This is a genomic window from Nocardia sp. NBC_01377, from assembly GCF_045040005.1.
GTDB classification, from domain to species: Bacteria; Actinomycetota; Actinomycetes; order Mycobacteriales; family Mycobacteriaceae; genus Nocardia; species Nocardia noduli.
In genome coordinates, this window is sequence record NZ_CP109566.1 from 2,968,902 (window position 1) to 2,988,780 (window position 19,879).

21 protein-coding genes are annotated in these 19,879 nt (G+C 67.3%); 12 read left to right on the forward strand and 9 right to left on the reverse strand.

Annotation, left to right across the window (positions count from 1 at the left end):
- The first annotated feature begins 91 nt into the window (after nucleotides 1-91).
- Both OG225_RS13780 and OG225_RS13785 read left to right on the forward strand, forming a co-directional pair.
- Nucleotides 92-1,033 (forward strand): acyl-ACP desaturase, encoded by a 942-nt coding sequence (locus tag OG225_RS13780; protein WP_405182022.1) that lies wholly within the window; start codon nucleotides 92-94, stop codon nucleotides 1,031-1,033.
- Between the two features lie 257 nt (nucleotides 1,034-1,290).
- Nucleotides 1,291-1,722: a hypothetical protein gene (locus OG225_RS13785; protein ID WP_405182023.1), complete on the forward strand. Its 432-nt coding sequence runs from the start codon at nucleotides 1,291-1,293 to the stop codon at nucleotides 1,720-1,722.
- A gap of 17 nt (nucleotides 1,723-1,739) precedes the next feature.
- Here the strand turns inward: OG225_RS13785 and OG225_RS13790 are convergent, their stop codons facing one another.
- From OG225_RS13790 to OG225_RS13800, 3 genes are all read right to left on the reverse strand, one after another.
- Complete coding sequence (locus tag OG225_RS13790; RefSeq protein ID WP_405182024.1) at nucleotides 1,740-2,687, reverse strand: tyrosine-type recombinase/integrase; 948 nt, start codon at nucleotides 2,685-2,687, stop codon at nucleotides 1,740-1,742.
- Between the two features lie 89 nt (nucleotides 2,688-2,776).
- Complete coding sequence (locus OG225_RS13795; protein ID WP_405182025.1) at nucleotides 2,777-3,901, reverse strand: FAD-dependent oxidoreductase; 1,125 nt, start codon at nucleotides 3,899-3,901, stop codon at nucleotides 2,777-2,779.
- A 170-nt stretch (nucleotides 3,902-4,071) separates the two neighbouring features.
- Nucleotides 4,072-4,323, reverse strand: a complete 252-nt coding sequence (locus OG225_RS13800; RefSeq protein ID WP_405182026.1) for a hypothetical protein — start codon at nucleotides 4,321-4,323, stop codon at nucleotides 4,072-4,074.
- A gap of 380 nt (nucleotides 4,324-4,703) precedes the next feature.
- Between OG225_RS13800 and OG225_RS13805 the strand changes: the two genes are divergently transcribed.
- Entirely contained in the window at nucleotides 4,704-4,904 is a 201-nt protein-coding gene (locus OG225_RS13805; protein WP_216911394.1) for a hypothetical protein, read from the forward strand.
- 296 nt (nucleotides 4,905-5,200) lie between these two features.
- Nucleotides 5,201-6,424: an oxygenase MpaB family protein gene (locus OG225_RS13810; RefSeq protein WP_405182027.1), complete on the forward strand. Its 1,224-nt coding sequence runs from the start codon at nucleotides 5,201-5,203 to the stop codon at nucleotides 6,422-6,424.
- Nucleotides 6,425-6,484: 60 nt separating this feature from the next.
- Here OG225_RS13810 and OG225_RS13815 read toward each other — a convergent pair whose 3' ends face one another.
- On the reverse strand, nucleotides 6,485-6,685 hold the full coding sequence (locus OG225_RS13815; protein WP_405182028.1) for a hypothetical protein: 201 nt from the start codon (nucleotides 6,683-6,685) through the stop codon (nucleotides 6,485-6,487).
- Nucleotides 6,686-7,376: 691 nt separating this feature from the next.
- Between OG225_RS13815 and OG225_RS13820 the strand changes: the two genes are divergently transcribed.
- The 3 genes from OG225_RS13820 to OG225_RS13830 all read left to right on the forward strand — a co-directional run bounded on the left by OG225_RS13820 (nucleotide 7,377) and on the right by OG225_RS13830 (nucleotide 10,267).
- Entirely contained in the window at nucleotides 7,377-7,559 is a 183-nt protein-coding gene (locus tag OG225_RS13820) for a hypothetical protein (protein WP_405182029.1), read from the forward strand.
- A 290-nt stretch (nucleotides 7,560-7,849) separates the two neighbouring features.
- Nucleotides 7,850-9,313 (forward strand): MDR family MFS transporter, encoded by a 1,464-nt coding sequence (locus OG225_RS13825; RefSeq protein ID WP_405182030.1) that lies wholly within the window; start codon nucleotides 7,850-7,852, stop codon nucleotides 9,311-9,313.
- 204 nt (nucleotides 9,314-9,517) lie between these two features.
- The gene (locus OG225_RS13830; RefSeq protein ID WP_405182031.1) at nucleotides 9,518-10,267 is read left to right on the forward strand and encodes a hypothetical protein; all 750 of its coding nucleotides are present in this window, start codon (nucleotides 9,518-9,520) and stop codon (nucleotides 10,265-10,267) included.
- A gap of 7 nt (nucleotides 10,268-10,274) precedes the next feature.
- On the opposite strand, the gene OG225_RS13835 is transcribed toward OG225_RS13830, so the two are convergent.
- Entirely contained in the window at nucleotides 10,275-11,336 is a 1,062-nt protein-coding gene (locus OG225_RS13835; protein ID WP_405182032.1) for an N-acetylmuramoyl-L-alanine amidase, read from the reverse strand.
- A 287-nt stretch (nucleotides 11,337-11,623) separates the two neighbouring features.
- On the opposite strand from OG225_RS13835, the gene OG225_RS13840 reads away from it, so the two are divergent.
- Complete coding sequence (locus tag OG225_RS13840) at nucleotides 11,624-12,796, forward strand: helix-turn-helix transcriptional regulator (RefSeq protein WP_405182033.1); 1,173 nt, start codon at nucleotides 11,624-11,626, stop codon at nucleotides 12,794-12,796.
- Here the strand turns inward: OG225_RS13840 and OG225_RS13845 are convergent.
- Nucleotides 12,739-13,401: a hypothetical protein gene (locus tag OG225_RS13845; RefSeq protein WP_405182034.1), complete on the reverse strand. Its 663-nt coding sequence runs from the start codon at nucleotides 13,399-13,401 to the stop codon at nucleotides 12,739-12,741. The genes OG225_RS13840 and OG225_RS13845 overlap by 58 nt on opposite strands.
- Nucleotides 13,402-13,419: 18 nt before the next feature.
- Here OG225_RS13845 and OG225_RS13850 point away from each other — a divergent pair, with 18 nt between their 5' ends.
- The 3 genes from OG225_RS13850 (at nucleotide 13,420) to OG225_RS13860 (ending at nucleotide 16,894) form a co-directional block, all read left to right on the forward strand.
- A complete protein-coding gene (locus tag OG225_RS13850; protein ID WP_405182035.1) occupies nucleotides 13,420-13,656 on the forward strand; it encodes a hypothetical protein in 237 nt (78 codons plus the stop codon).
- A 279-nt stretch (nucleotides 13,657-13,935) separates the two neighbouring features.
- Nucleotides 13,936-15,495 (forward strand): class I adenylate-forming enzyme family protein, encoded by a 1,560-nt coding sequence (locus tag OG225_RS13855; protein WP_405182036.1) that lies wholly within the window; start codon nucleotides 13,936-13,938, stop codon nucleotides 15,493-15,495.
- Between the two features lie 115 nt (nucleotides 15,496-15,610).
- On the forward strand, nucleotides 15,611-16,894 hold the full coding sequence (locus OG225_RS13860) for an LppA family lipoprotein (RefSeq protein WP_405182037.1): 1,284 nt from the start codon (nucleotides 15,611-15,613) through the stop codon (nucleotides 16,892-16,894).
- Nucleotides 16,895-16,921: 27 nt separating this feature from the next.
- Here the strand turns inward: OG225_RS13860 and OG225_RS13865 are convergent, their stop codons facing one another.
- On the reverse strand, nucleotides 16,922-17,950 hold the full coding sequence (locus OG225_RS13865; RefSeq protein WP_405182038.1) for an LLM class flavin-dependent oxidoreductase: 1,029 nt from the start codon (nucleotides 17,948-17,950) through the stop codon (nucleotides 16,922-16,924).
- Between the two features lie 86 nt (nucleotides 17,951-18,036).
- On the opposite strand from OG225_RS13865, the gene OG225_RS13870 reads away from it, so the two are divergent.
- Nucleotides 18,037-18,411, forward strand: a complete 375-nt coding sequence (locus OG225_RS13870) for a winged helix-turn-helix transcriptional regulator (protein ID WP_405182039.1) — start codon at nucleotides 18,037-18,039, stop codon at nucleotides 18,409-18,411.
- A gap of 150 nt (nucleotides 18,412-18,561) precedes the next feature.
- Here the strand turns inward: OG225_RS13870 and OG225_RS13875 are convergent, their stop codons facing one another.
- Nucleotides 18,562-19,359, reverse strand: a complete 798-nt coding sequence (locus OG225_RS13875) for an SDR family NAD(P)-dependent oxidoreductase (RefSeq protein ID WP_405182040.1) — start codon at nucleotides 19,357-19,359, stop codon at nucleotides 18,562-18,564.
- A 75-nt stretch (nucleotides 19,360-19,434) separates the two neighbouring features.
- Nucleotides 19,435-19,878, reverse strand: a complete 444-nt coding sequence (locus OG225_RS13880) for a pyridoxamine 5'-phosphate oxidase (RefSeq protein WP_405182041.1) — start codon at nucleotides 19,876-19,878, stop codon at nucleotides 19,435-19,437.
- Nucleotide 19,879: the final 1 nt, after the last annotated feature.

Consider the following 19,879-nt stretch of genomic DNA (forward strand, 5'->3'; position numbering starts at 1 on the left):
CTATGGTGTGGGGGCGGCGAGGCCGCACAGTCAGTTATGCGTGAACAGCGGTACGTTCCGTGGTTTTCTCCACCGAATCGAAAGGCGCTGCATGACAAAGGACTTGACGCAACTCGACCTCCTCGCGGAATTGGAGCCGGTTGTCGCGGAGAATATCGACCGACATCTGGCCACGGCGAAGGACTGGTGTCCGCACGACTACGTCCCCTGGGACGAAGGCCGGAATTTCGCGGCGATGGGTGGGCGGGATTGGGATCCCGACCAGTCGCGACTGTCGGAGGTCGCCAAGGTCGCGATGATCACGAATCTGCTCACCGAGGACAATCTGCCGTCCTATCACCGGGTGATCGCCGAGAACTTCTCCCGAGACGGGGCATGGGGCACCTGGGTCGGGCGCTGGACCGCCGAGGAGAACCGGCACGCCATCGCCATGCGCGACTATCTGGTGTGCACCCGCGCGGTCGATCCCGTCGCGTTGGAGACCGACCGGATGGTGCACATGACACGCGGTGTACACGCGCCCGCCGGTTTCGGCGGTGTGCTCGACCAGGTCGCCTACGTGACCTTCCAGGAATTGGCGACCAGGGTCAGCCATCGCAGCACCGGAACCGTCTGTGACGATCCGATCGCGGAGCGTATGTTGCAGCGCATCGCGGCCGACGAGAACCTGCACATGATGTTCTACCGCAACGTCGCCGGCGCGGCGTTCGACATCGCACCCGATCAAGCGATGGAATCGGTGACCAGGATCGCGAAGACCTTCGCCATGCCCGGCACGGGTATGCCCAACTGGCGTCGTAACGGTGTGCTGATGGTCAAACACGGAATCTACGATCTGCGTCAGCATCTCGACGAGGTCCTGCTGCCGGTACTGCGGATCTGGAATGTCTTCAAACGCACCGACTTCACCGCGCGCGGCGAACGCGCCCGCGACGAACTCGGCGAGTACGTCGAGAAACTGACCCGCGATGTGGCCAAGTTCGAGGAGCAGCGGGCTCGGATCCTGGCTCGCGAGGCGGCACGGGTAGGTTGACCGCCTCGGTGTCACGCTCCGGCGCGACGGGGATTTCGGCGTATCGGATGTCGAGCGGTGCCGTCGGATCCGATGTCGCGGTGCGCGGTGTGCCTCGGTGCATTCCGCGCACAGCGGCATCCGCGCCCGAGAACTCGAAGGATCCGAGCCCGGACTCTCGAGCGCGGTCCCTGCGACAGTCCTAGTATTTCCGGCATCGCGGCAGAGGTTGTCGCGACGGACTCGCCGATCACGTCGAGGACGCATGCGACGGCGGTGTGACGACGTGTGTCGTCGTCCATCGCGACGATGCGCTGGAGATCTATTCGATGTGCCTCGGGCTCGTCGAATCCTTCGTGCTCACGGCACTGCGCATGCTCGCGGCCACCGCGCGGTTCAAATCCGATCCGGCGCCGGACACGGCGGTGTTCTGGGCGGAAACCGGTGCCACGCTGCCCGATGCGCGAGGCGAGGGGTGGCTCTCGGTGCTGACGATCGGGCCTGAGGGCGCACGTTTCACCGCCGACGCCGATCTGACCGCGACGATCGACGGTCTCCGTCCCGTCGAGGCGCTGTTCTTCGAACTGGTCGATCGGCTCGCCGAGGCAGCGGAAGATCACGACGGAAATGCGCCGTACCACACGGTGATCCCCCGCGATCACTCGTTCGTCGACCCGGCGATCCTGCGCGACTCGATCACCCTGTCCTGACCGCGGCGGCCGACCGGTCACGGATCGGGATCGCCGAAGAGATCGAGTTGTTCGTGATCGGGGAGTTGTGTCCGGATGCGCGGCCTCGGGGCGGGGTGGTCGCGCCACGGCTCGGACCTGTGATGGCCCAGGCGCGTGGCGATGACGGACAGCGGCAGCCCCTGCCCGCGCAGTCGTTGTTCCGCGGTCGCGCGCAGCGTGGCGGACGAGATGTCGATCCCGGCGTCGACGCCGACGGCGCGGATCGCGTCATCGACGGTGCGGATGGCCAATCGGTGGTGGGGTGCATGTTCGGCGAGGAATACCGCACGCTGTTCGGGATGGCCGTGAAGCAGGCGGCGACGTTCGCTGAGCCACGCCGTCAACGCGGCGCGGGTGCCGGGTTGGATCGGCATCCGCCTGGTCGCGCCGGTGGCATCGGTGAGGATCACGGAGCCGGGCCAGCGGGCCAGATCCAGCCCGGTCAGATCGAGGGCGGCGAGTTCGGTCTTGCGTGGTCCGACGTCGAGTCCGAGGACGATCATGGCGAAGGTTCTCGGCCCGCGCGCGGCGGCGACCCGCAGCACCGCCCGCTGGTTGATAGGGGACAGGGTGTTCGGGGCGAGTGGGTCGAGTATCGCGCGCGGCGTCGCGGGTGTGCCGAGGCCGAGCCACCGGTAGAACGCGGTCAGGACGGTGAACGCGGTGGTGACGGTGCGGGCGGCGATTCCGTGATCGTGTACGGCGGTGGTGAGGTAGGCGTCGACGGCGCGGTCCCGCCCGAGCGGGGAGTGCAGCGCGTCGTCGTAGCCGCCGGTGTCGCGTAACCAGGCGAGGTAGTGCCCGGCGCGGTCGCCGTACGTTCCGCGGTCCTCGCGACCGAGGTCGTCTCGGCCGGCGAGAGAGGCGGTGAATCCCGTCAGGATCGGGGACGCCGCGATCCACACCGGCATGAATTCGCCCGTGTCGAATGCGTCCTCGCCCACCGTCGCCTCCCGTGTCGTCGACCGCTCGACCCCAGGATGACAGGCGGGACCGACAAGATCTGTCGGTGACCGCAATCGTGTCCCGCCGGTCAGCCGAACGGGTCGTTGCGGCGGACGCCCCGATAGATGCCGCGGCGCACGATCCACGGCATCAGCACCCGGTCGATCGACCACGCGGGGAATCGGAAGGCCCGGCCGCCGGGTGTGAAGACTTCCAGTCCGTCCGGTTGCGGGCCGAGGACCGAGCCCCACTTCCGTTGCGGCGGGCGATATCCGCGCGGCGCGCGGTCCTCGAAGAGTGCACGGAGATTGTGCGCGAGCAGGGTGTCGGCCCTGTTGCGCGCGGAGGTCCGCAGCGGGTCGGTGGCGGCGACGTCGCCGATCGCGAAGACCTCGGGATGGTCGGGGACGCGCAGTTCGGGGGTGACGCGGACGAAACCGTGGTCGTCGAGCAGTTCGGCGGGCAGCCAGTTCGTGTTGGGGCGCACGCGGCCTGTCGCCCACACGACGGCGTCGGCGGTCGTGGCCGGTTGGCCGGTCGACCATTCGACAGGTTCGGCGGTGATCTCGTCGCAGGCGAAACCGTCGGGGATCAGCGCACGGTGTCCCGGATGGACGCCGACGCCGAATTCATCGAGACGTCGCCGGATCCGGCTCCAGATCCGGGGGTGATGCCCGAGCAGCGCCCGCTCGCCCGGAAAGTACAGGTCGACCCGCTTGTCCGGCCAGGCGCGCGCCAGGTTGGCCGCACTGCTCACCGCCGCGGCACCGCCGCCGATCACCAGGACCGACGACGCGCCGCGTAGTCGGTCGTTGGCGCCCCGGAGTTCGGCGCCGATCTGCTCGGCGGTCCGCACACCCGGCCTGCGCCAGAACCCGTTGGAGACACCGGTCGCGATGACCAGCGCGTCGTAGGGCTGCGCGATCGTGTCCGCCGCGTCACCGCGCAGGAACACCTTTCGCGCGGCGAGGTCGACTCCGGTGAGGGTGCCGTGGATCGTGTGCACGCGATCGAGACCGCGGAACCTGTCGAACGGAATCCAGTATTCGCGGGCCCAGTCCTCGGGCCTGCTGAGCCGCACACCCAATTCCTGACCGCTGACGAGCACGGGTTTGTCCGAGATACCCACGACGTCGGCATGGGCCGCCGCTCGGATCGCGGTCAGGACCCCGGTGTCGCCGAGTCCGGCGATCACCACGCGGGGGCGACTCATCTCGCCTCACCACTGCCGCACACGCCTGCCACGGTATGCGCCGCGCGTGTCGTAGGGACTGAATCGCCGCGATTCTCCCACCCGCCGACACTGTCCGTCATCGGCGGGCGTGATGCGCCTGCCTGTCACACCGAGGTGTCCGGCGGGGAGCGCCCTGGGTTGAGGCGAGGTCACGCGGTATCGCGTCGCCTCCTGGTCACCGGGGGCTGTCCGCTCATGGTGGTCGGGGACGCGGGGCCGGTCCAGCCGCAGGGCGACGCGCATGTCGCCAGTGCCCGCGTCGATTCGGTGCCGTCGCCGTAGGTGGTGACGTGGATCGACGCGGTGGCGGGATATCCGCAGTGTAGGCATTTGCCGAAGTAGTTGATGATCTCGTGGACCTGGGTGCCCGTCGTGATTCGGCGGGCTTCTTCGATGCTCATGGGGGTGCCGTTTCGCGTACTGGTGCCGGGCCCGAGGACCGCGAACTCGGGCGGAGCAGGCGGATATTATGCCCGAACAAGCCTGGAACAGCTGATAACTTACCGGACGAAGGGGAACTCGGATCGACTTTCGGTGACGTCGTCCATCCCGGAGACATCGCACCGTGCTTATGCCCTCCTTTCGGCCTGTTGCCGACCGCGTGACCTCGGTGGAATGTTTCCAGCAACCCGTTTCCATTGCTGGAATTCTGAGTAACATATAGCTACCGGGTCCGGCTCGATACTTCGAGCCGACCGGCGAAAAGGGTGAGCCGCGTGGATGTCACCCCTGTGTGCGGACTCGGCCACGTGAGCGACCGCGTACGGCGTCAGGAGGTTCGATGGGAACGTCGACGGCCCGTCGCGGGCCACATCGGATCGGCCTCGCGGACATCGTTCGCGAATACGGTGCCGCCGCGGTGATCCGGCGCGTCGCGGACCTTCGCGGGGCGGGACTGTCCGAGCCCGCCGCGGCGATCGAACGTGAGATGGCGCAACTGTCCGGTACGCCGACACCGTCCGAGCTTATAAGCGATCACTGATTCTCCAATGGTGCGATAGCTGCGACGCGGGAGATGCGCCGCGTTCGGGCATCGTTGGCGCTGCCGCGGGCATCCGGGCCTGTGGATCGAAACAGCTGATCAACAGGCAATTCGATCTCGCCGACAGCAACCTTTCGCCGCCGCGCGGTCGTCTCGACGACGGAGCGGGAAAAATTTCTCGGATACCGCGCGCTGTCCCAGAGGCTCTGTTAAGTTACTGATAATTCTCGTGATACGGCGGAGTGTCAGGGCCCTGTCGTGCGAAGAGATGTTGCTCAATGAGGAGTGTTCGAACGATGGACGAATTGAACAGGCGCAATGCCTTCAAGATCGGCGGGGCCGCGCTCGGCGCGATGGGCGCGCTGGCCCTCGTCACGCCCGCCCGAGCGGAGCCGTGGACGTGGTCACCGCAGGGGTCGATCGCGGGCGCGGGGCAGGGCGCCGACCCGATGGGAGTGTGGGACGAGGAGGCCGACCCCGTCGTCGCCAACCTGCTCGACAATCACAATGTCGCCGATATCAACAATCTCCTGCGGACCTGGACCCGTAACGGCCAGCCGCTGCCCGCCGGATTGCCCACCGAGTTGCGGGATTTCATGGAATACGCCCGCCAACTACCGTCGTGGACCGACCAGGGCAAACTGGGCTCCGCCATCGCGTTCAACGAGAAACGCGGCCTCTACCTCGGTGTGCTGTACGGCCTCGCCAGCGGAATGATGAGTACCGTCATCCCCAAGGAGGCGCGCGCGGTCTACTACTCCAAGGGCGGCGCGGACATGAAGGACCGCATCTCCAAGACCGCCAAACTCGGCTACGACATCGGCACGGCCAATGCCTATGGGCCCGACGGGGAAATGGTCGTCACCTGTGTCAAGACCAGGCTGGTGCACGCGGCCGTGCGTCACCTGCTGCCGCAGTCGCCGCACTGGACCCGGGTCGCCGAGGAGGGCATCCCGATCAGTCAGAACGACATCATGGTCACCTGGCACAGTCTGCCGACCACGGTCATGCGGCACCTCACCGCGTGGAAGGTGCCGATTCCCGCCAACGAGTCGGAGGGCTTCCTGCACTCGTGGCAGGTGGCCGCGCATATGCTCGGCGTCCGCGACGAGTACATCCCGAACTCGTGGGGCGAGGCGAACTCCCAGGCCACCCAGGTGCTCGACCCGATCATCGCCGCGACGCCGGAAGGCATCAAACTCGCCGACATCCTGCTCGATCTCGGCGCGAATATCGACCTCACCATCCTGAGCAGGGGCGTACTCGGCGCGTTCACGCGGTTCCTGTTGGGCGACAAGATCGCCGACTCGCTCTATATCGCGAGGGAGCCGGTGTGGAGTCCGCTGCTCCAGGTGGCCTGGGGACCGTTCATCGCGGTGCGCGAGGGTGCGCTGCCCATCGTTCCGCTGGCGAAGGAGACCTACTGGCTGTTCGACGAGTTCCTGCGGCGGTTCGCGCTGTTCTACCTGAACGAACTCCAGCCGACGATCAGTATCGAAATCCCGCAGACCAACCGGTGATCGGTGGGCACGCCGTGCGGTTGCCGGGGACGGTGCGGTCCCCGGCCACCGCGCGCTGCGTCAACGGGAGCGGTACTCGAGCAGCATCGCGGCGGCCGCCAGGTGGATAAGACAGTCGTCGGGATGGTGTTCGCCGTGGATCTTCTGTAATCGCCGTGCGCGCGCGACGGTGAGGTCGGTGACGTGCAGGCCGCACAGATGTTCGGCCAGTCTGCTGTTCGCGTGAACGAAAGCGCGGCGCTCGGGTGCGTAGGGCATCATCGACAGCGGGCCTTTCCACGAAAATCGTCGAAATGCCTTCGCGACGTGATCCACCGGCGCCGCGACGGCAGTGCGGGAGTTTCGGAGCGGGTGTGATCGCCGAGCGGCGGTCGGGACGACTCGATCCGCTCGAAATGCCCAGTCTCGCAGCGTGATACATGGTCCTTGTTCGCTGCTGCGCGGTCGGCCGCCGATACTCGATTGCCGACTGCCCAGATCATGCCCGACACGCCCGGTCGCGGGCAAGTCGGACATGGTGTGCCCAATGTGGTGCGGCGACTTACTGTAAGGTGCACTGGAAAGCTTGTGGTAATGACCTGTCGGTCGAGCGAGCACGTCGAGTAGTTCCCGGTCACGGCCCGCCGCCCCCAATGGTCGGCCGGTCCGGGACGCACAGGGGGGAGCCCCGGACGATGCCGGACGACCACAGACCGCTCGCGGGCAGGACCATGATCATGTCCGGCGGTAGCCGCCACGGTAGGGGAGATCGGCCCCGGATGCCGCAGGGGAGGCCGGCCCCGGGGTGGCGCAGCAGACGAGCTCGGGCCTTGGTGCGGCGGTAGGGGAGTGGTCGGACGTCGCGTGTCGTCGTGATCGACCGACCGGTGTAGTCGAATACCGGTCGGTGCGGACGGGAACTTCGGCGGGCGCATGACCGGGCGCCCGCCGAAGTTCGCGATCAACGGCAGTGATGGTGCGGGAGGTCGGTAGCAGCGGGCAGTTGCGAACGGTGCGTCCCCTCCGCGGATTGCTGTGGGGTGCGGGGCAACCGCTGATCTTCGGCCGAGCGGTCCGCGAGGTGCTGCTGAGCCGATCGGGCAACAGCCCGGTGCGCGCGGTGATCACCGCCGCGCTGTCGATCCCGCTCAGCTAACCTATGCCGATACGTTCATATGCGCACTAAATTATAGATCTTGCCCGTGACCAGAGTCACTATCCGATGCCGATTTACGCCAAAAACCGCTGACTACCAGGAAGGAACCGGTAGCACGCCCCGTCGGTAGGTGGAAAATCGCGTGATTCCTGTCGGTGCCACCCGGAACACTGACCCGTGCCCGATGAGTTCGAGTAGCTCGGTCCGTCTTCATCGCTGTGGCGCCGGAACACGATCCGTGGACCCGGTGCCACGTCCCTTCTGTCAATGTGCCAACCCGGAGGTATTCGATGTCCGCCGAACCATCCGCTCCCGTATCGGGAGGGCGGACACCGACCGTCATCCGGATCCTGGTGCTCGCGACGTTCGTGGTGATCCTGAACGAGACCATCATGATCAACGCGATCCCGCGGTTGATGGCGGATCTCGAGGTCACCGAGCGCGCGGCGCAGTGGGTGTCCACCGCCTTCATGCTGACGATGGCCGCGGTCATCCCGACCACCGGCTGGTTCCTCCAGCGCGTCACCACCAGACGGGCGTACGCGGTGGCGATGGGGGTGTTCATGGCGGGGACCGCGCTGTCCGCCGTCGCGCCGTCGTTCGCGGTACTGCTCGTCGGGCGGATCATCCAAGCGGGCGGCACCGCGGTGATGATGCCGCTGCTGATGACCACCCTGATGACGGTGGTGCCCGAACAGGATCGCGGCCGGGTGATGGGCAACGTCACCCTCGCCATCTCGGTGGCGCCCGCGATGGGGCCGGTGGTCTCGGGCCTGGTGCTGCAGGTCGGCTCGTGGCGTTGGCTGTTCGTCCTCGTCCTGCCGATCGCGGGAATCATCACCTGGTCGGGTCTGCGTCAGCTCGAGAACGTCGGTGAACCGCAGGCGGGAGCCATCGACTGGGCCAGCGTGGTCCTGGCGGCGTTCGGTTTCGGCGGCCTGGTGTTCGGCCTCAGCAAATTCGAGACCGGCAACGTCACCGGTCCGGTGCTGATCGCCGCCGGTGGCGCGGCGCTCATCATCGCGTTCGTGTTCCGGCAGCTGCGCCTGCAGCGCACGGGTACGCCACTGCTGGACCTTCGCGTACTGCTGGCGGGCACCTACACCAAGGCTCTGATCCTGATGTCTGTCGCGTTCATGGCGATGCTCGGATCGATGATCCTGCTGCCGCTGTACCTACAGAATCTGCGCGGCCTGAGCGCGCTGGAGACCGGCCTGCTCGTCATGCCGGGCGGCTTGGTGATGGGCCTGCTCGGACCGTCGGTCGGCAGGCTGTTCGATCGGTTCGGCGGACGTCCGCTGGTGATTCCCGGCTCGATCGGAATCGCCCTGTCACTGGCCGGGTTCACCCAGATCTCGATGACCATGCCGTACTGGCAGTTGCTGATCCTGCACGTCGTCATGATGGTGTCGATGGCCGCGACCTTCACCCCGGTCTTCACCCTCGGCCTCGGTGCGCTCCCGCAGCATCTGTACGCGCACGGCAGTTCGATGCTGGGCACCCTGCAACAGGTCGCCGCCGCCTTCGGTACGGCCCTGGTCGTGACGGTGATGTCGGCGCGCAGCACCGCGCTGGTCGCGGACGGTGTCGACGCCGTCGGCGCGCACCTCGACGGTATGCGCCTCGCCTTCCTGGTCTGCGCCGCAATGGCACTCGTCGTGATCGTCACGGCGGTGCTGCTCCCGAACCGCGCCGCAGCGCCCGAACCGGTCGACGAGTCCGAAGCGACGGCCCCGCAGCTGGTCAAGGGCTGAGTCGGGTACGGTCCTCACGACGGCGACCACGTCGTGAGGACCGCACCGTACGGGGTCGGATGTTGCCGGTAGTCCGTGCGGTCGAGCTTTTCCGAGTACACGACTGTTAGCTGTGAAGTAGCCTCGAATGTATGCGCCGCCGCGCGAATGCTCCACGGAGCACCGTTCCGGCGCTGGACATACACATGATCGAGGGAGAAGACCATGGGCTACCGGACGGTGGCGATGGCGATCCTGATCGCTTCCGCTTCTTTCGGCGCGGCGCCGGTTCTGGCGTCCGCGCAACCGGCTCCGGAGCCGGGTACGGCACCGGGATCCGTTCCACCGCGCAGCGCGATATCGCTGCGCACCCCCATGGGGATGGAATGGGGGACCGCCAACGAACACGAATCGCGCAGCGCGCTGTCGATGGCCAAGCTCTATCTGGCCGATTACGCCCTGCGCCACGGTGACGGGTCCGCCGAGGACCGCGCCTACACCGAACGCATGATCCGCTTCTCCGACGATTCCGCCGCGGATGCCATCGCGACGAAGTATCCGCAGGCCATCGGCGCGACCGCCGCGGAATACGGCCTACAGGACACGCAACAGTCCGCCGACTGGGGTACCTCGACCACCAGCACCGCCGATATCGCCGATTTCCTCCGCGCCAAGCAGACCGCGGATCCGGATTCGCCGATACTCGACTGGATGGCCACCGCGTCGCCGGTCGCCGCCGACGGCACCGTACAGGACTGGGGCACTTCCGAACTGCCCGGCGTTCAGGGCAGCAAATGGGGTTGGTCCGATCTGCCGCCGCAGGAGGTCGCCTCCGCCTCGTTCGGACCCGGATTCTCGGTGGCCGCGCAAACCCTCGGTACTCCCGCCGAACAGACCACCGATGTGGTCGGCGCGTTGGAGGGGATCGTCACCGATATCCTCGGCGTCCCCGTGGTCCAGGTCGGACTGCCGTAGCCGGGATTCAGGCGCTGTCACGCAGCGGTTCGTCGCGACCCGAGGTGGTTCGCAGGGCGAGTGTCGGTTTCGGGGTCCAGTAGATGCGGCCGTTGTCGAATTCCTGGTAAGTCGCGGTGTCGTAGGCGATCTCGTCGGAGATCGGCCAGCCGAGCGCCCCGTTCTCGAATCCGGTGCGGTTCCACCGTTCACGGATCTCGCCGTGCACCCGGTAGGCCGGTTTGCCGTTGCGTCGGTAGAGAGCGCCGTTCTGGAACCCCTGCACTTCTCCCCATTCGAGGTTCGCCGTGTCGCGGAGCACGGTGTGGTCTGTGATCGGATAGCCCAGCGGTCCGGCCTCCCAGCCGGTTTCGGCGTACTTGTCGAACAGTGATGCCGGGATCGGATGCGCGCCGGTCGACGGATGCCAATAGATGTATCCGTGTTCGAACTGCACGAACCGCCCGACGCCGTCGGCTGTCCGCATCTCCTCCCCGGTGCCGAGGCGCTTGCCCAGCCACGGTGAGGACGCGGCCTTGATATCGATATCACCCGCCACCGGCACACCACCCGCGAACTCGCGGACATGGCTCTCGAAGACCGCCCACGGGAAGTTCCACCCGACATCGGTATGGGTTCCGATGCCGAGGCATTCGGTGACGTACCTGTGGTCGGAGATGCCGTCCCCGCGCGAATACGGTGGCGCGATCACATCACTGGCGAAACCATACTTCCCGGCGTCCTGTACGGCCAGCCAGGCCGCGATCCGCAGGTCCGCCTCGATCGCGAGCCACTGGTTGCGCGACCAGGACGCGCGACTGCCCGCGAAACAGAGGTTGATCGTATGACTGTTGGCGTCGAGGACCGACCACGACGCGTAATCGGTGTCGACGACATCGCACACGACGCCACCGCGGAGCGTGTAGTGGTACGAGACGCCGTTGGCGGGATTGTTCAGGTAGGCGGCCAGCGATTCGGCCGTGCCGTTGCCTTCCTGGGTGTGGATCAGGAAGTTCGTGATACGGGCTCCCCACCGCTCCGAGCGTGAGTTACCCATCCTGTCGAGTTCGGTGTATGCGGGGGCGTTCACGGTGTTCTCTCCTTGTCTCGCAGTGCGATCGAGGAATCACGGACCGGGGGAGGGGATGCGGCGACCGGCACCTTTCGTCGTGCTGTAGCGAGTGGGTTGCTCTCTCGAGTAGAGCAGGCATCCGGTCACGGGTCCTCATCCGAATCGATGAGGACACCGAATCCGTTGATGGCATGTGGCAGAGTACGATCGAGTACCGCGCTACTCGTGTGTGGAACTTCTCGAGCATCTACGGTCTGCCCGCTCGACAACCAGAGCTACTGTGCCGCAGGACATCTCCTATGACTATGACAATCGAGAGGTTTTCCGCGATCGTCGCGCGTATCAACCGCGCGGCGCTGTATCCGGCCGACTGGCCGCAGGCGATGCACGAAATCGTCACGGTGCTGGGTGGTTACCACGGCGGCGTGGTCGTGTCCGGCGCGGGTAGCCGAAGGATGACCGTGTGCTCGCCCGGCGCGGACGAACTGCGCCGCAGCTACAACTCCCGGTTCTGGCGGATCGATCCGATCGCGGGCGCGCTCGAACATGAACCGGCCGGGGTGATCACCACGTGTGAGGACCTGCTCGGCCCCGAATACCTGCGGCGGCACAGGTTCTTCAGCGACTGGATGGCACCGAATCGGCTCGGTAACGGGGTGCTCGCCCTGCTCGACTGCGGGTCCGAGACCTCGTGGTTGGGGGTATACCCGGACGGCGGAGGGGATCTGGACCTCGCGCACGTGAGAGCGACGATGCGCTTGCTGCTTCCGCATCTGCGTCACGCGCTGACCGTGCAGTCCCGTCTGGGGAACGCGGCGACCGAGCGTGACCGGGCGGTGGCCGTACTGCACGCGTATCTGCACGGCCTGGTGATCGTTTCCGGGCAGGGGGTGATCTGCTACGCGAATCCGGCGGCCCGGTCCATCCTCGAATCGGGCGACGGTCTGGCGATCGGCCGCCGCGGCCATCTCGAAGCGTCGGGCACCGCGGTCGGCTTGCGTCCCCTGATCGAGGCCGCGATCAGGGAGGGCGGTGCACGCGTGGGCGGGCGCACACTCGTGCCTCGGCGCAGCGGGACCGGGGCCTACGCGCTCCTGGTATCGCCGCTGGACGCGGATATCGACGGCCGCGCAGAGCTTCGGGCCGAGGTCGCGCGGTCCGCGTTGGTCGTCATCGTCGACCCGGACGAGCCGATCCCGGGCGGCGTGGACGAACTGCGGCAGTTGTACGGCCTCACGGCGGCCGAGGCACGGGTGGCGGCCGCGGCGCTGCGCGGTGCGGGATTGCGCTCCATCGCCGACGAACTGGCGATCTCGGTGAACACCGTCCGCACGCATCTACAGCGCGCGTTCGAGAAGACGGGCACGCATCGGCAAGCCGAACTCGTCCGGGTTCTCGCGACGATCCTTTCCGGCACCGGTCAGTTCGAAGGATCCGCGGGCGGAGTCCGGACCGCGATCTCGCCGCCCAGTTCGTAACCCTCGGCCAGTTCGAGTCCGTCCCCGCTCCAGAATCGGCCCGGGTCATACCAGTTCGGGCTGCGCTTCTCCGGCAGCAGTCCCATCGACTGGTAGGTGGCGGCGACGATCTCGGCGCAGTAGGCGCTCTCCAGTTCGCGCGCGGCCTTCTCGTTCGATCGGCGGCGCGGCAGCCGTGCCGCGCGGCCGCGCAGCCAGCGTCCGGCCAGACTCGCCGTCGACGGGAACGGGGTGCCGTCGAGTCGGGCGATGGCGCGCAGCAAACCGTCTTCCATCTCCCGCGTCGCGGGTTGGTTCAATTGACGCAACCAGGCCTGCTGACCGTAGCGCTGCGCCCACACCAGCACCGCGTCGCGCAGATTGTGTAACTGAACCCCGCGGTGTTCGGTTCCCGACCACATATCCGGCAGCGACCGCCCGAGTTCCGCGTGCCAGATCAGCGCCGGTAGGTCATCGATCACCACGGACATGCCGACGTGGTTGACCGGACTGTTCGTCGTCATGCGAATCACCCGGTCAGCGGTCGAACGTCCACGGAACAGCCAGATGTCGCCGGTCCTGGTGACCTCGAGCGCTCGGTCGAGACTGATGCTCTTACCCGTCATGGCCGTAGCCTATGCGGTATGAGGTGGTGGAAGGCAGTGGGATTGGCGGGTGCGGCCGGTGTAGTGGCGACCGGAGTGGTCGTGGTGCAGGCCGAACGGCGACGCCGCGCGTACACGCCCGAGCAGGTTCGTGACCAACTACACGAGCGGTTGGCGCGGGCACAGTCGGTGCTGGAGATCGTCGATGACGAAACTCCCGCGCCGCCGCGCCGCTTCGATATCCGTGGACAGCTCCGCCGGCTACGTCGCCGCTGAGCGCGGCGGGCGCGAAGCATTCCCGACGCGAACCGGGATCGAATCGACCGGGCCGTTTCGAAGGGCCTGGGCGTGGATCGGGGTCGGCGGGCGGACACCGGACGAAGTCGGGCCGCCGAGGCGCGTGCCGTGGTCGGTGGGACGCGCTCTACGATGACCGTCGGTGCAAGGTCGGTCGTCGGCTCCGCGGTGGTATGCGCTGCCGGGTGAGTGGACGACGGGGCAGTTCGGCGCGCATGCCGGAATGTCGGACCGGCCGGGCAGAACGGAGTTGGAGATATGCAGCCCTCGACCACCGGACCGACCGTCGGGCATCTACTCGCCCGTGCGGTCGACGAACACGGCGATCACACCTATCTGGTGTCTCCGACCGACCGGCTGACCTACACCGAGGCGCGACACCGCTCCGGGCTCGCCGCGCGACAGTTGTTGCGGGACGGGATCGGTAAAGGGGCCCGGGTCGGGCTGCTGTTCCCCAACGACGTCGACTGGATCGTCTGGTGGCTCGCCGTTTCCCGGATCGGCGCCGTGGCGGTACCGCTGAGCACGTTGTACACCCCGGCAGAACTCGGCAAGGTGATCCGGCTGTCCGATATCGGCCTCCTCGTCGCCCCCGCACAGATCCTCGGCAACGACACCGCCGAGCGGTTGGAGACGGCACTGCCGGGACTCGCCACCGCGCCGACCTCGACGCTGTCGCTGTCCGCCGCGCCCTACCTGCGCCGCATCGCGCTTCTCGGCGATACCGACCGCGCCTGGGCCGACACCACGACGCCCGACGAAGACGCCGCGCTGGGACCGGAGATCCTCGCCGCCGTCGAAAACGAGGTCGGCCCGGCCGATCTCGCCATCATGATCCACACCTCCGGATCGACCGCCGACCCGAAAGGCGTGCTGCACACCCACGGCACCCTGGTTCGCCAGACGGCGGGCTGGCCCGCGGCGATCCGAGGGCTGTGCGGTGGATCGGCAGCGCCACGCATCCTGTCCTCGATGCCGTTCTTCTGGATCGGCGGGGTCCTCGCCGCGACCGGCGCCCTGCACGAACCGGTGACGCTGCTGGTGATGCCGCGGCCGGAACCCGGTGCGGCACTGGATCTCATCGAGCGCGAGGGCGGCGAGGGCATCGTCGGATGGCCCGCGTTCACCCGGCGCATGCGCGAGCATCCGAGTTTCGCCGATCGCGATCTGAGCGCCGCGCCGCTGTTGCGCGACGGTCCGCTGGATATCGCCATGTACAACGTGCCCGACGAGTTCCCGGTCCATCGCAGTCTGTCCGAGACCGCGGGTAGTTTCGCCCACACCGATATCCGGATCGTGGACGCCGAGGGTGTTCCGGTGCCGGACCGGACCACCGGCGAACTCCTCATTCGCGGGATCGGAGTGATGAGCGGTTACAACAAACGCGAACGTCACGACGTCTTCGATGCCGACGGCTGGTACCACACCGGCGACCGGGTCTATCGGCTCCCCGACGACCCGCGCCTGTTCTATGTCGGCCGGACCAGCGAACTGATCAAGGTCGCCGGGGCCAATGTCTCCCCGCGCGAGGTGGAGGCCGTGGTCGAGGAATGCGACGGCGTACAGCAATGCCTCGTCGTCGGTATCGATCATCCCGAACGCGACGAACAGGTATGCGCGGTCATCGTGCCCTCACCCGACGTCGTCGGTTCGCTCGATCTCGACGGCATCGCCGCGCACACCCGACGGGAGCTGTCCGGCTACAAGGTCCCGACCCGCTGGATCGTCACCAGCGGTGATCACGTCCCGACCTTGCCCAGCGGCAAACTCGATCGCCGCGGATTGCGAGCCCTGGTCGCCGACGGATCGCTGAACTGAGTCGGTTACTCACACGGCAGCGGTGAGGTCTGCGGCAGGTGTGCCTGGCGGATTTCAGGATGCGTCTGCCTCGGAGTCGCGACGCGGTGCGCCGGAACACGGCAGGATTGTGTTCGTGGTCGACGAACACCTTTCCGGTTCCCGCGCTTCCGGCGCCGTGGAGTCCCTCGGCTGGCGTTTCCTGCTGGGAAGTCTCGCCGCGATCGTCGCCGTTCCGTCGCTGCGGTGCGGGCTCGACGTCGCGGACGCTGCCGCGCGAGCCTGCGCCGACGACGCGGACGAGCATTTGCGTATCGATGTGCGCGGTGACCGCGTCGAATTGGTGTTGCGGCCGAGGACGACGGGCCGGGTCCTCGATCGCGATGTCGTTCTCGCGCATCGGATCTCAGAATCGGTGTCCGCCCTCGGCTTCGACATCGCCTCGCCTCGCCTCGCCGCGGCGCGGCGCGGGGGAGCGGGCCGGGTGGTGCAGACCATGGAGATCGCGATCGATACCGAGGACGTCACTGTCATCCGACCGTTCTGGAAGGCCGTACTGGCCTATGTCGACGATCCGGGAAGCGGGGACCCGAACGCCATCATCGATCCGGTCGGCCAGGGACCGGCAGTGTGGTTCCAGCACATGGATGAGCCACGGCCGCAGCGTAATCGGATCCACCTCGACATCTCCGTCCCGCACGACGAGGCAGATCGCCGGATCCGTGACGCGCTCGAAGCGGGTGGCACGGTGATCAGCGACGCTGCCGCGCGAGCGTTCTGGGTGCTCGCCGACGCCGAGGGCAACGAGGTCTGCGTGTGCACGTGGCAGGACCGGGGACCGACGAGGGCTACTTCGCGAGGTGGGAGGAATATGTCGTACCGGTCCCGGCGCGTGATCGCTGTGGCGGTGGTGGCGTCGGTCTCGAGCGCGTGCGCGACTCTGCTCGGCTTCGAGGATCCACCGTCCCCGGAGCAGATCGAATCCGCCGCCGCCGAGCTGGCGACGCTGCCCAGGCTGGCCGTGTCCGAGCAAGCGTTGCAGGTCGTGGTCGACCGAATCGCCGCAGCGGCCTCTGCCGTCGCGCCGGAACTGCGATGGAGCCGACACGGCGACCGCAGCCAAGGGCCCTGTTCCGGGCCCTACGAGCAAGCGGGCGGTGTCCTCGTCCAACTGCCCGAACACCGGGCCGAAGGCACCCTGCCCGACGCCGAATGGCCCGCATTCCAACAGACCGCCCGTGAACTCGCCGCCGAGGTCGGAGCGCGCACCGTGCAGCGCGGGTTCCGCGAACCGCCGGATTACTACGTGGGCTTCGAAGGATCCGAAGGCCGCTCCTGGCACAACCAGACCAGGGTGCACATCACCGCCGTCCCCGGCACGGTGACCATTACGGCGAACGTCGGGTGCCGCATACCCTGACCGCGAGCCTGTCGCAGCTTCGATGTCTCAGTGTCGTGCTCGAAGTCGAGGTGCGACTTCCTTGCCGAGGCGGGTGATCGAATCGAGGACGAGTTGTTCCGGCAGTCCACCCCAGTCGGTGAGGACTTGGAGGCGATCGAATCCGGTGGCGTCGTGTAGTCGTCGCAGCTTGTGTGTCACCGTGTCGACGGTGCCGATCATGAGGGCTCCGTCGGGTCCGAGTCCTTCGGCGTAGGCCTGAGGGGTGACGTGGTAGCCGGACCCTCCCGGACGTTTGGGGCGCAGGAATTCTCGATAGTGGGGATAGGCCGCACGCGCCTGGTCGTCGGTGTCGGTGATCAACAGGTGCAGCGCGATCCCGACGAGCGGGTCGGCGGTATCGGCGCGGGCGATGGCCTTTCGGTAGATCTCGGCCAGAGCGGCGGGCTGGTGGGGCGGGCCGATGAGATATCCGACGATCATGGGCAGGCCGAGGTCGCCTGCCCGATGAGCGCTGGAGGGTGATCCGGCACCGAGCCAGATCGGGAGGCGTGTCTGATAGGGGAGCGGGGGGACCAGCATTCCCGAGAGCGGGGCACGGTATCGGCCGTGCCACCGCGGGGCCGGTTCGTCACGCAGTCGCAACAGGAGGTCGAGCCGTTCACGGAACAACTGGTCGTAGAGGCTCAGATCGTAGCCGAACAGATCGAAGGGCTCGGTGTAGGCGCTGCGTCCGACGGTGATCTCGGCCCGGCCGCCGCTGATCAGGTCCACGGTGGCGAAGTCCTGTAGCACCCTCACCGGGTCGTGGACGCTGAGCACGGTGACCCCGCTGGTCAGGCGAATGTGTTGGGTACGTGCCGCGATGGCCGAGAGCACGACGGCCGGCGAGGACACCGCGAAGTCCGGAGTGTGGTGTTCGCCGACGCTGAAGTGTTGCAGGTCGGCGGCTTCGGCTGTCTCGGCTTCTCGCACTATGAGCGCCAGCCTGCGTTCGGTCGCCCGACGCACGTCGGTCGGGTGGGTGATTTCGGGTGTCTGGGGGATGTCGCCGAGAGTTGCGATGCCGATGTCCATCGTCAGACTCCGGTCGGACGGTCGCCCGCGCACACAGCTATGCAATGAATAGTCACTATGAAAACAGTAGTAGCTATGCTGGCGGTGTGACAAGCGAGGTGACGCGTGAGGATCGGGACGAGCCGGATGGCGATCTCGGACACTGCCCTCGGTTCCACGCCGCCATAGAACTGCTGGGGCGCCGGTGGAACGGCGTGATCATTCAGCGGCTGTTGGCCGGACCGCTGCGATTCTCCGAGATCCGACGGGGTGTGCCGCGACTGACCGATGCGATGCTGTCGCAGCGACTTCGGGAACTCGAAGACGCCGGGGTCGCGGTCAGGGTGGTGGTCGACCAGCGACCCGTCCAGATCACCTACGCCCTGACGCCGGTCGGGATGCGGCTGGCGCCGGTGCTCGCCGCGGTGGCGGACTGGAGTAACGATTGGGCCGAGCGAGAAGGCGGCGACCACGCGAGCTGACCCGGCTGTACTCGCCGGGGCAGCGGCACGGGATCGTCCTCGGAACGCGACTCGGCGGCACCCGCGGCGCGGGAACCGCCGTCGAGTAGTCGTCCGCAGGCATCGGCGACCGGTCCTGTCTCGGGCGTCGATGCGACTGCCGAAGGTCGGTCAGTAGTACACAGACCCGGGCACACCCCCACCCGCCGCGATGGCGTCCCCGGTGATCGCGATACTGCGCGGAGAGGCGAGGAAGGTGACCACGTCGGCGACCTCGTCGGCATCGATGACCCGCCGCAGCGTATTGCGCGCGAGGTCGGACTCGAGGTCGCTGACCGTGCGGCCGGAGTTCGCGGCCTCGGTGGTCAGTCGGGCGGTGAGACGTTCGGTTCTGGTCACGCCGGGGTGGACGACGGTGACGTTGACGCCGGAGGGGCCCAGTTCGTCGGCCAGATTCTTCGTCAGCGCGGAAACGCTGATGTTGCGGATGGTCTGGGCGATCGAATTGGCTTGGCGCGCACCGAGTCCGCTGATATTGATGATCCGGCCCCAGCCCTGCTCGACGAGATGGGGAGCGACGGCGCGGGCGGTGCGCAGATAGCCGAGAACCTTGATCTCGACCTCGCGACGGACGATCTCGTCACTGGTCGCCGCCAGGTCGGTGGGCGCACCGGCGCTCCACGGGGTGGCGGCCGAGTTGACCAGGATGTCGACTCCGCCGAGTTCGGCGACGGTACGCGCGACCAGTTCCCGGACGCGGTCGTCGTCGCCGGTGTCGGTGGGGACGGCGAGCACACGCCGTCCGGTCTCCTCGGAGAGCGTGCGGGCGGCGGCCTCCGCGGTTTCGGCATCGCGGGCCGCGATCACCACATCGACACCCTCGGACGCCAGCGCTCTGGCGATGGCGTAGCCGATACCGCGGCTTCCGCCGGTCACGATGGCTCGCTTGCCGTTCAGTTGCAGATCCATTGCCCCGACGTTAATACCGTCGGGGTCGGGGACTACCGGTCCTGCTCGCGATGATTCGAAGTCCGGGCCCCGCCGTCAGCCGTTGCCGTAGACGCGGTCGGGAACCACCAGCACCACCGCGCGCCGTTCGGCCGCCATCACCCTGTCGTACTCGTCCCAATCCTCGTGCGTGCCGCCCGCCGCGCTGAACACGTCACGGAGCAGTATCCGCAGCCGCTCGGCGTCGAATCCGGGCACGGAATCATCGGGCCCCACGATCAAGACCGGCCCTTCGGCAGCCGCCCATTCCCACCCCACCCGGACCACGAGCGTCATACGCGGCCGGAGACGGAGATTGTCCAGTTTGCGGGTGCCGCCACGCACGACCATGCCGATCACCTCGGCGCAGGTGTCGGGATGCGACAGCACTCCCGCGTTGACCAGTGACGACTGAATCGTGTTGTCCGCGCGCAACGTCGAGACCACACACAGCCCGTGGTCGCCTGCTGTCAGCCGGGTGAAATCCGCGAGATCGGTCACG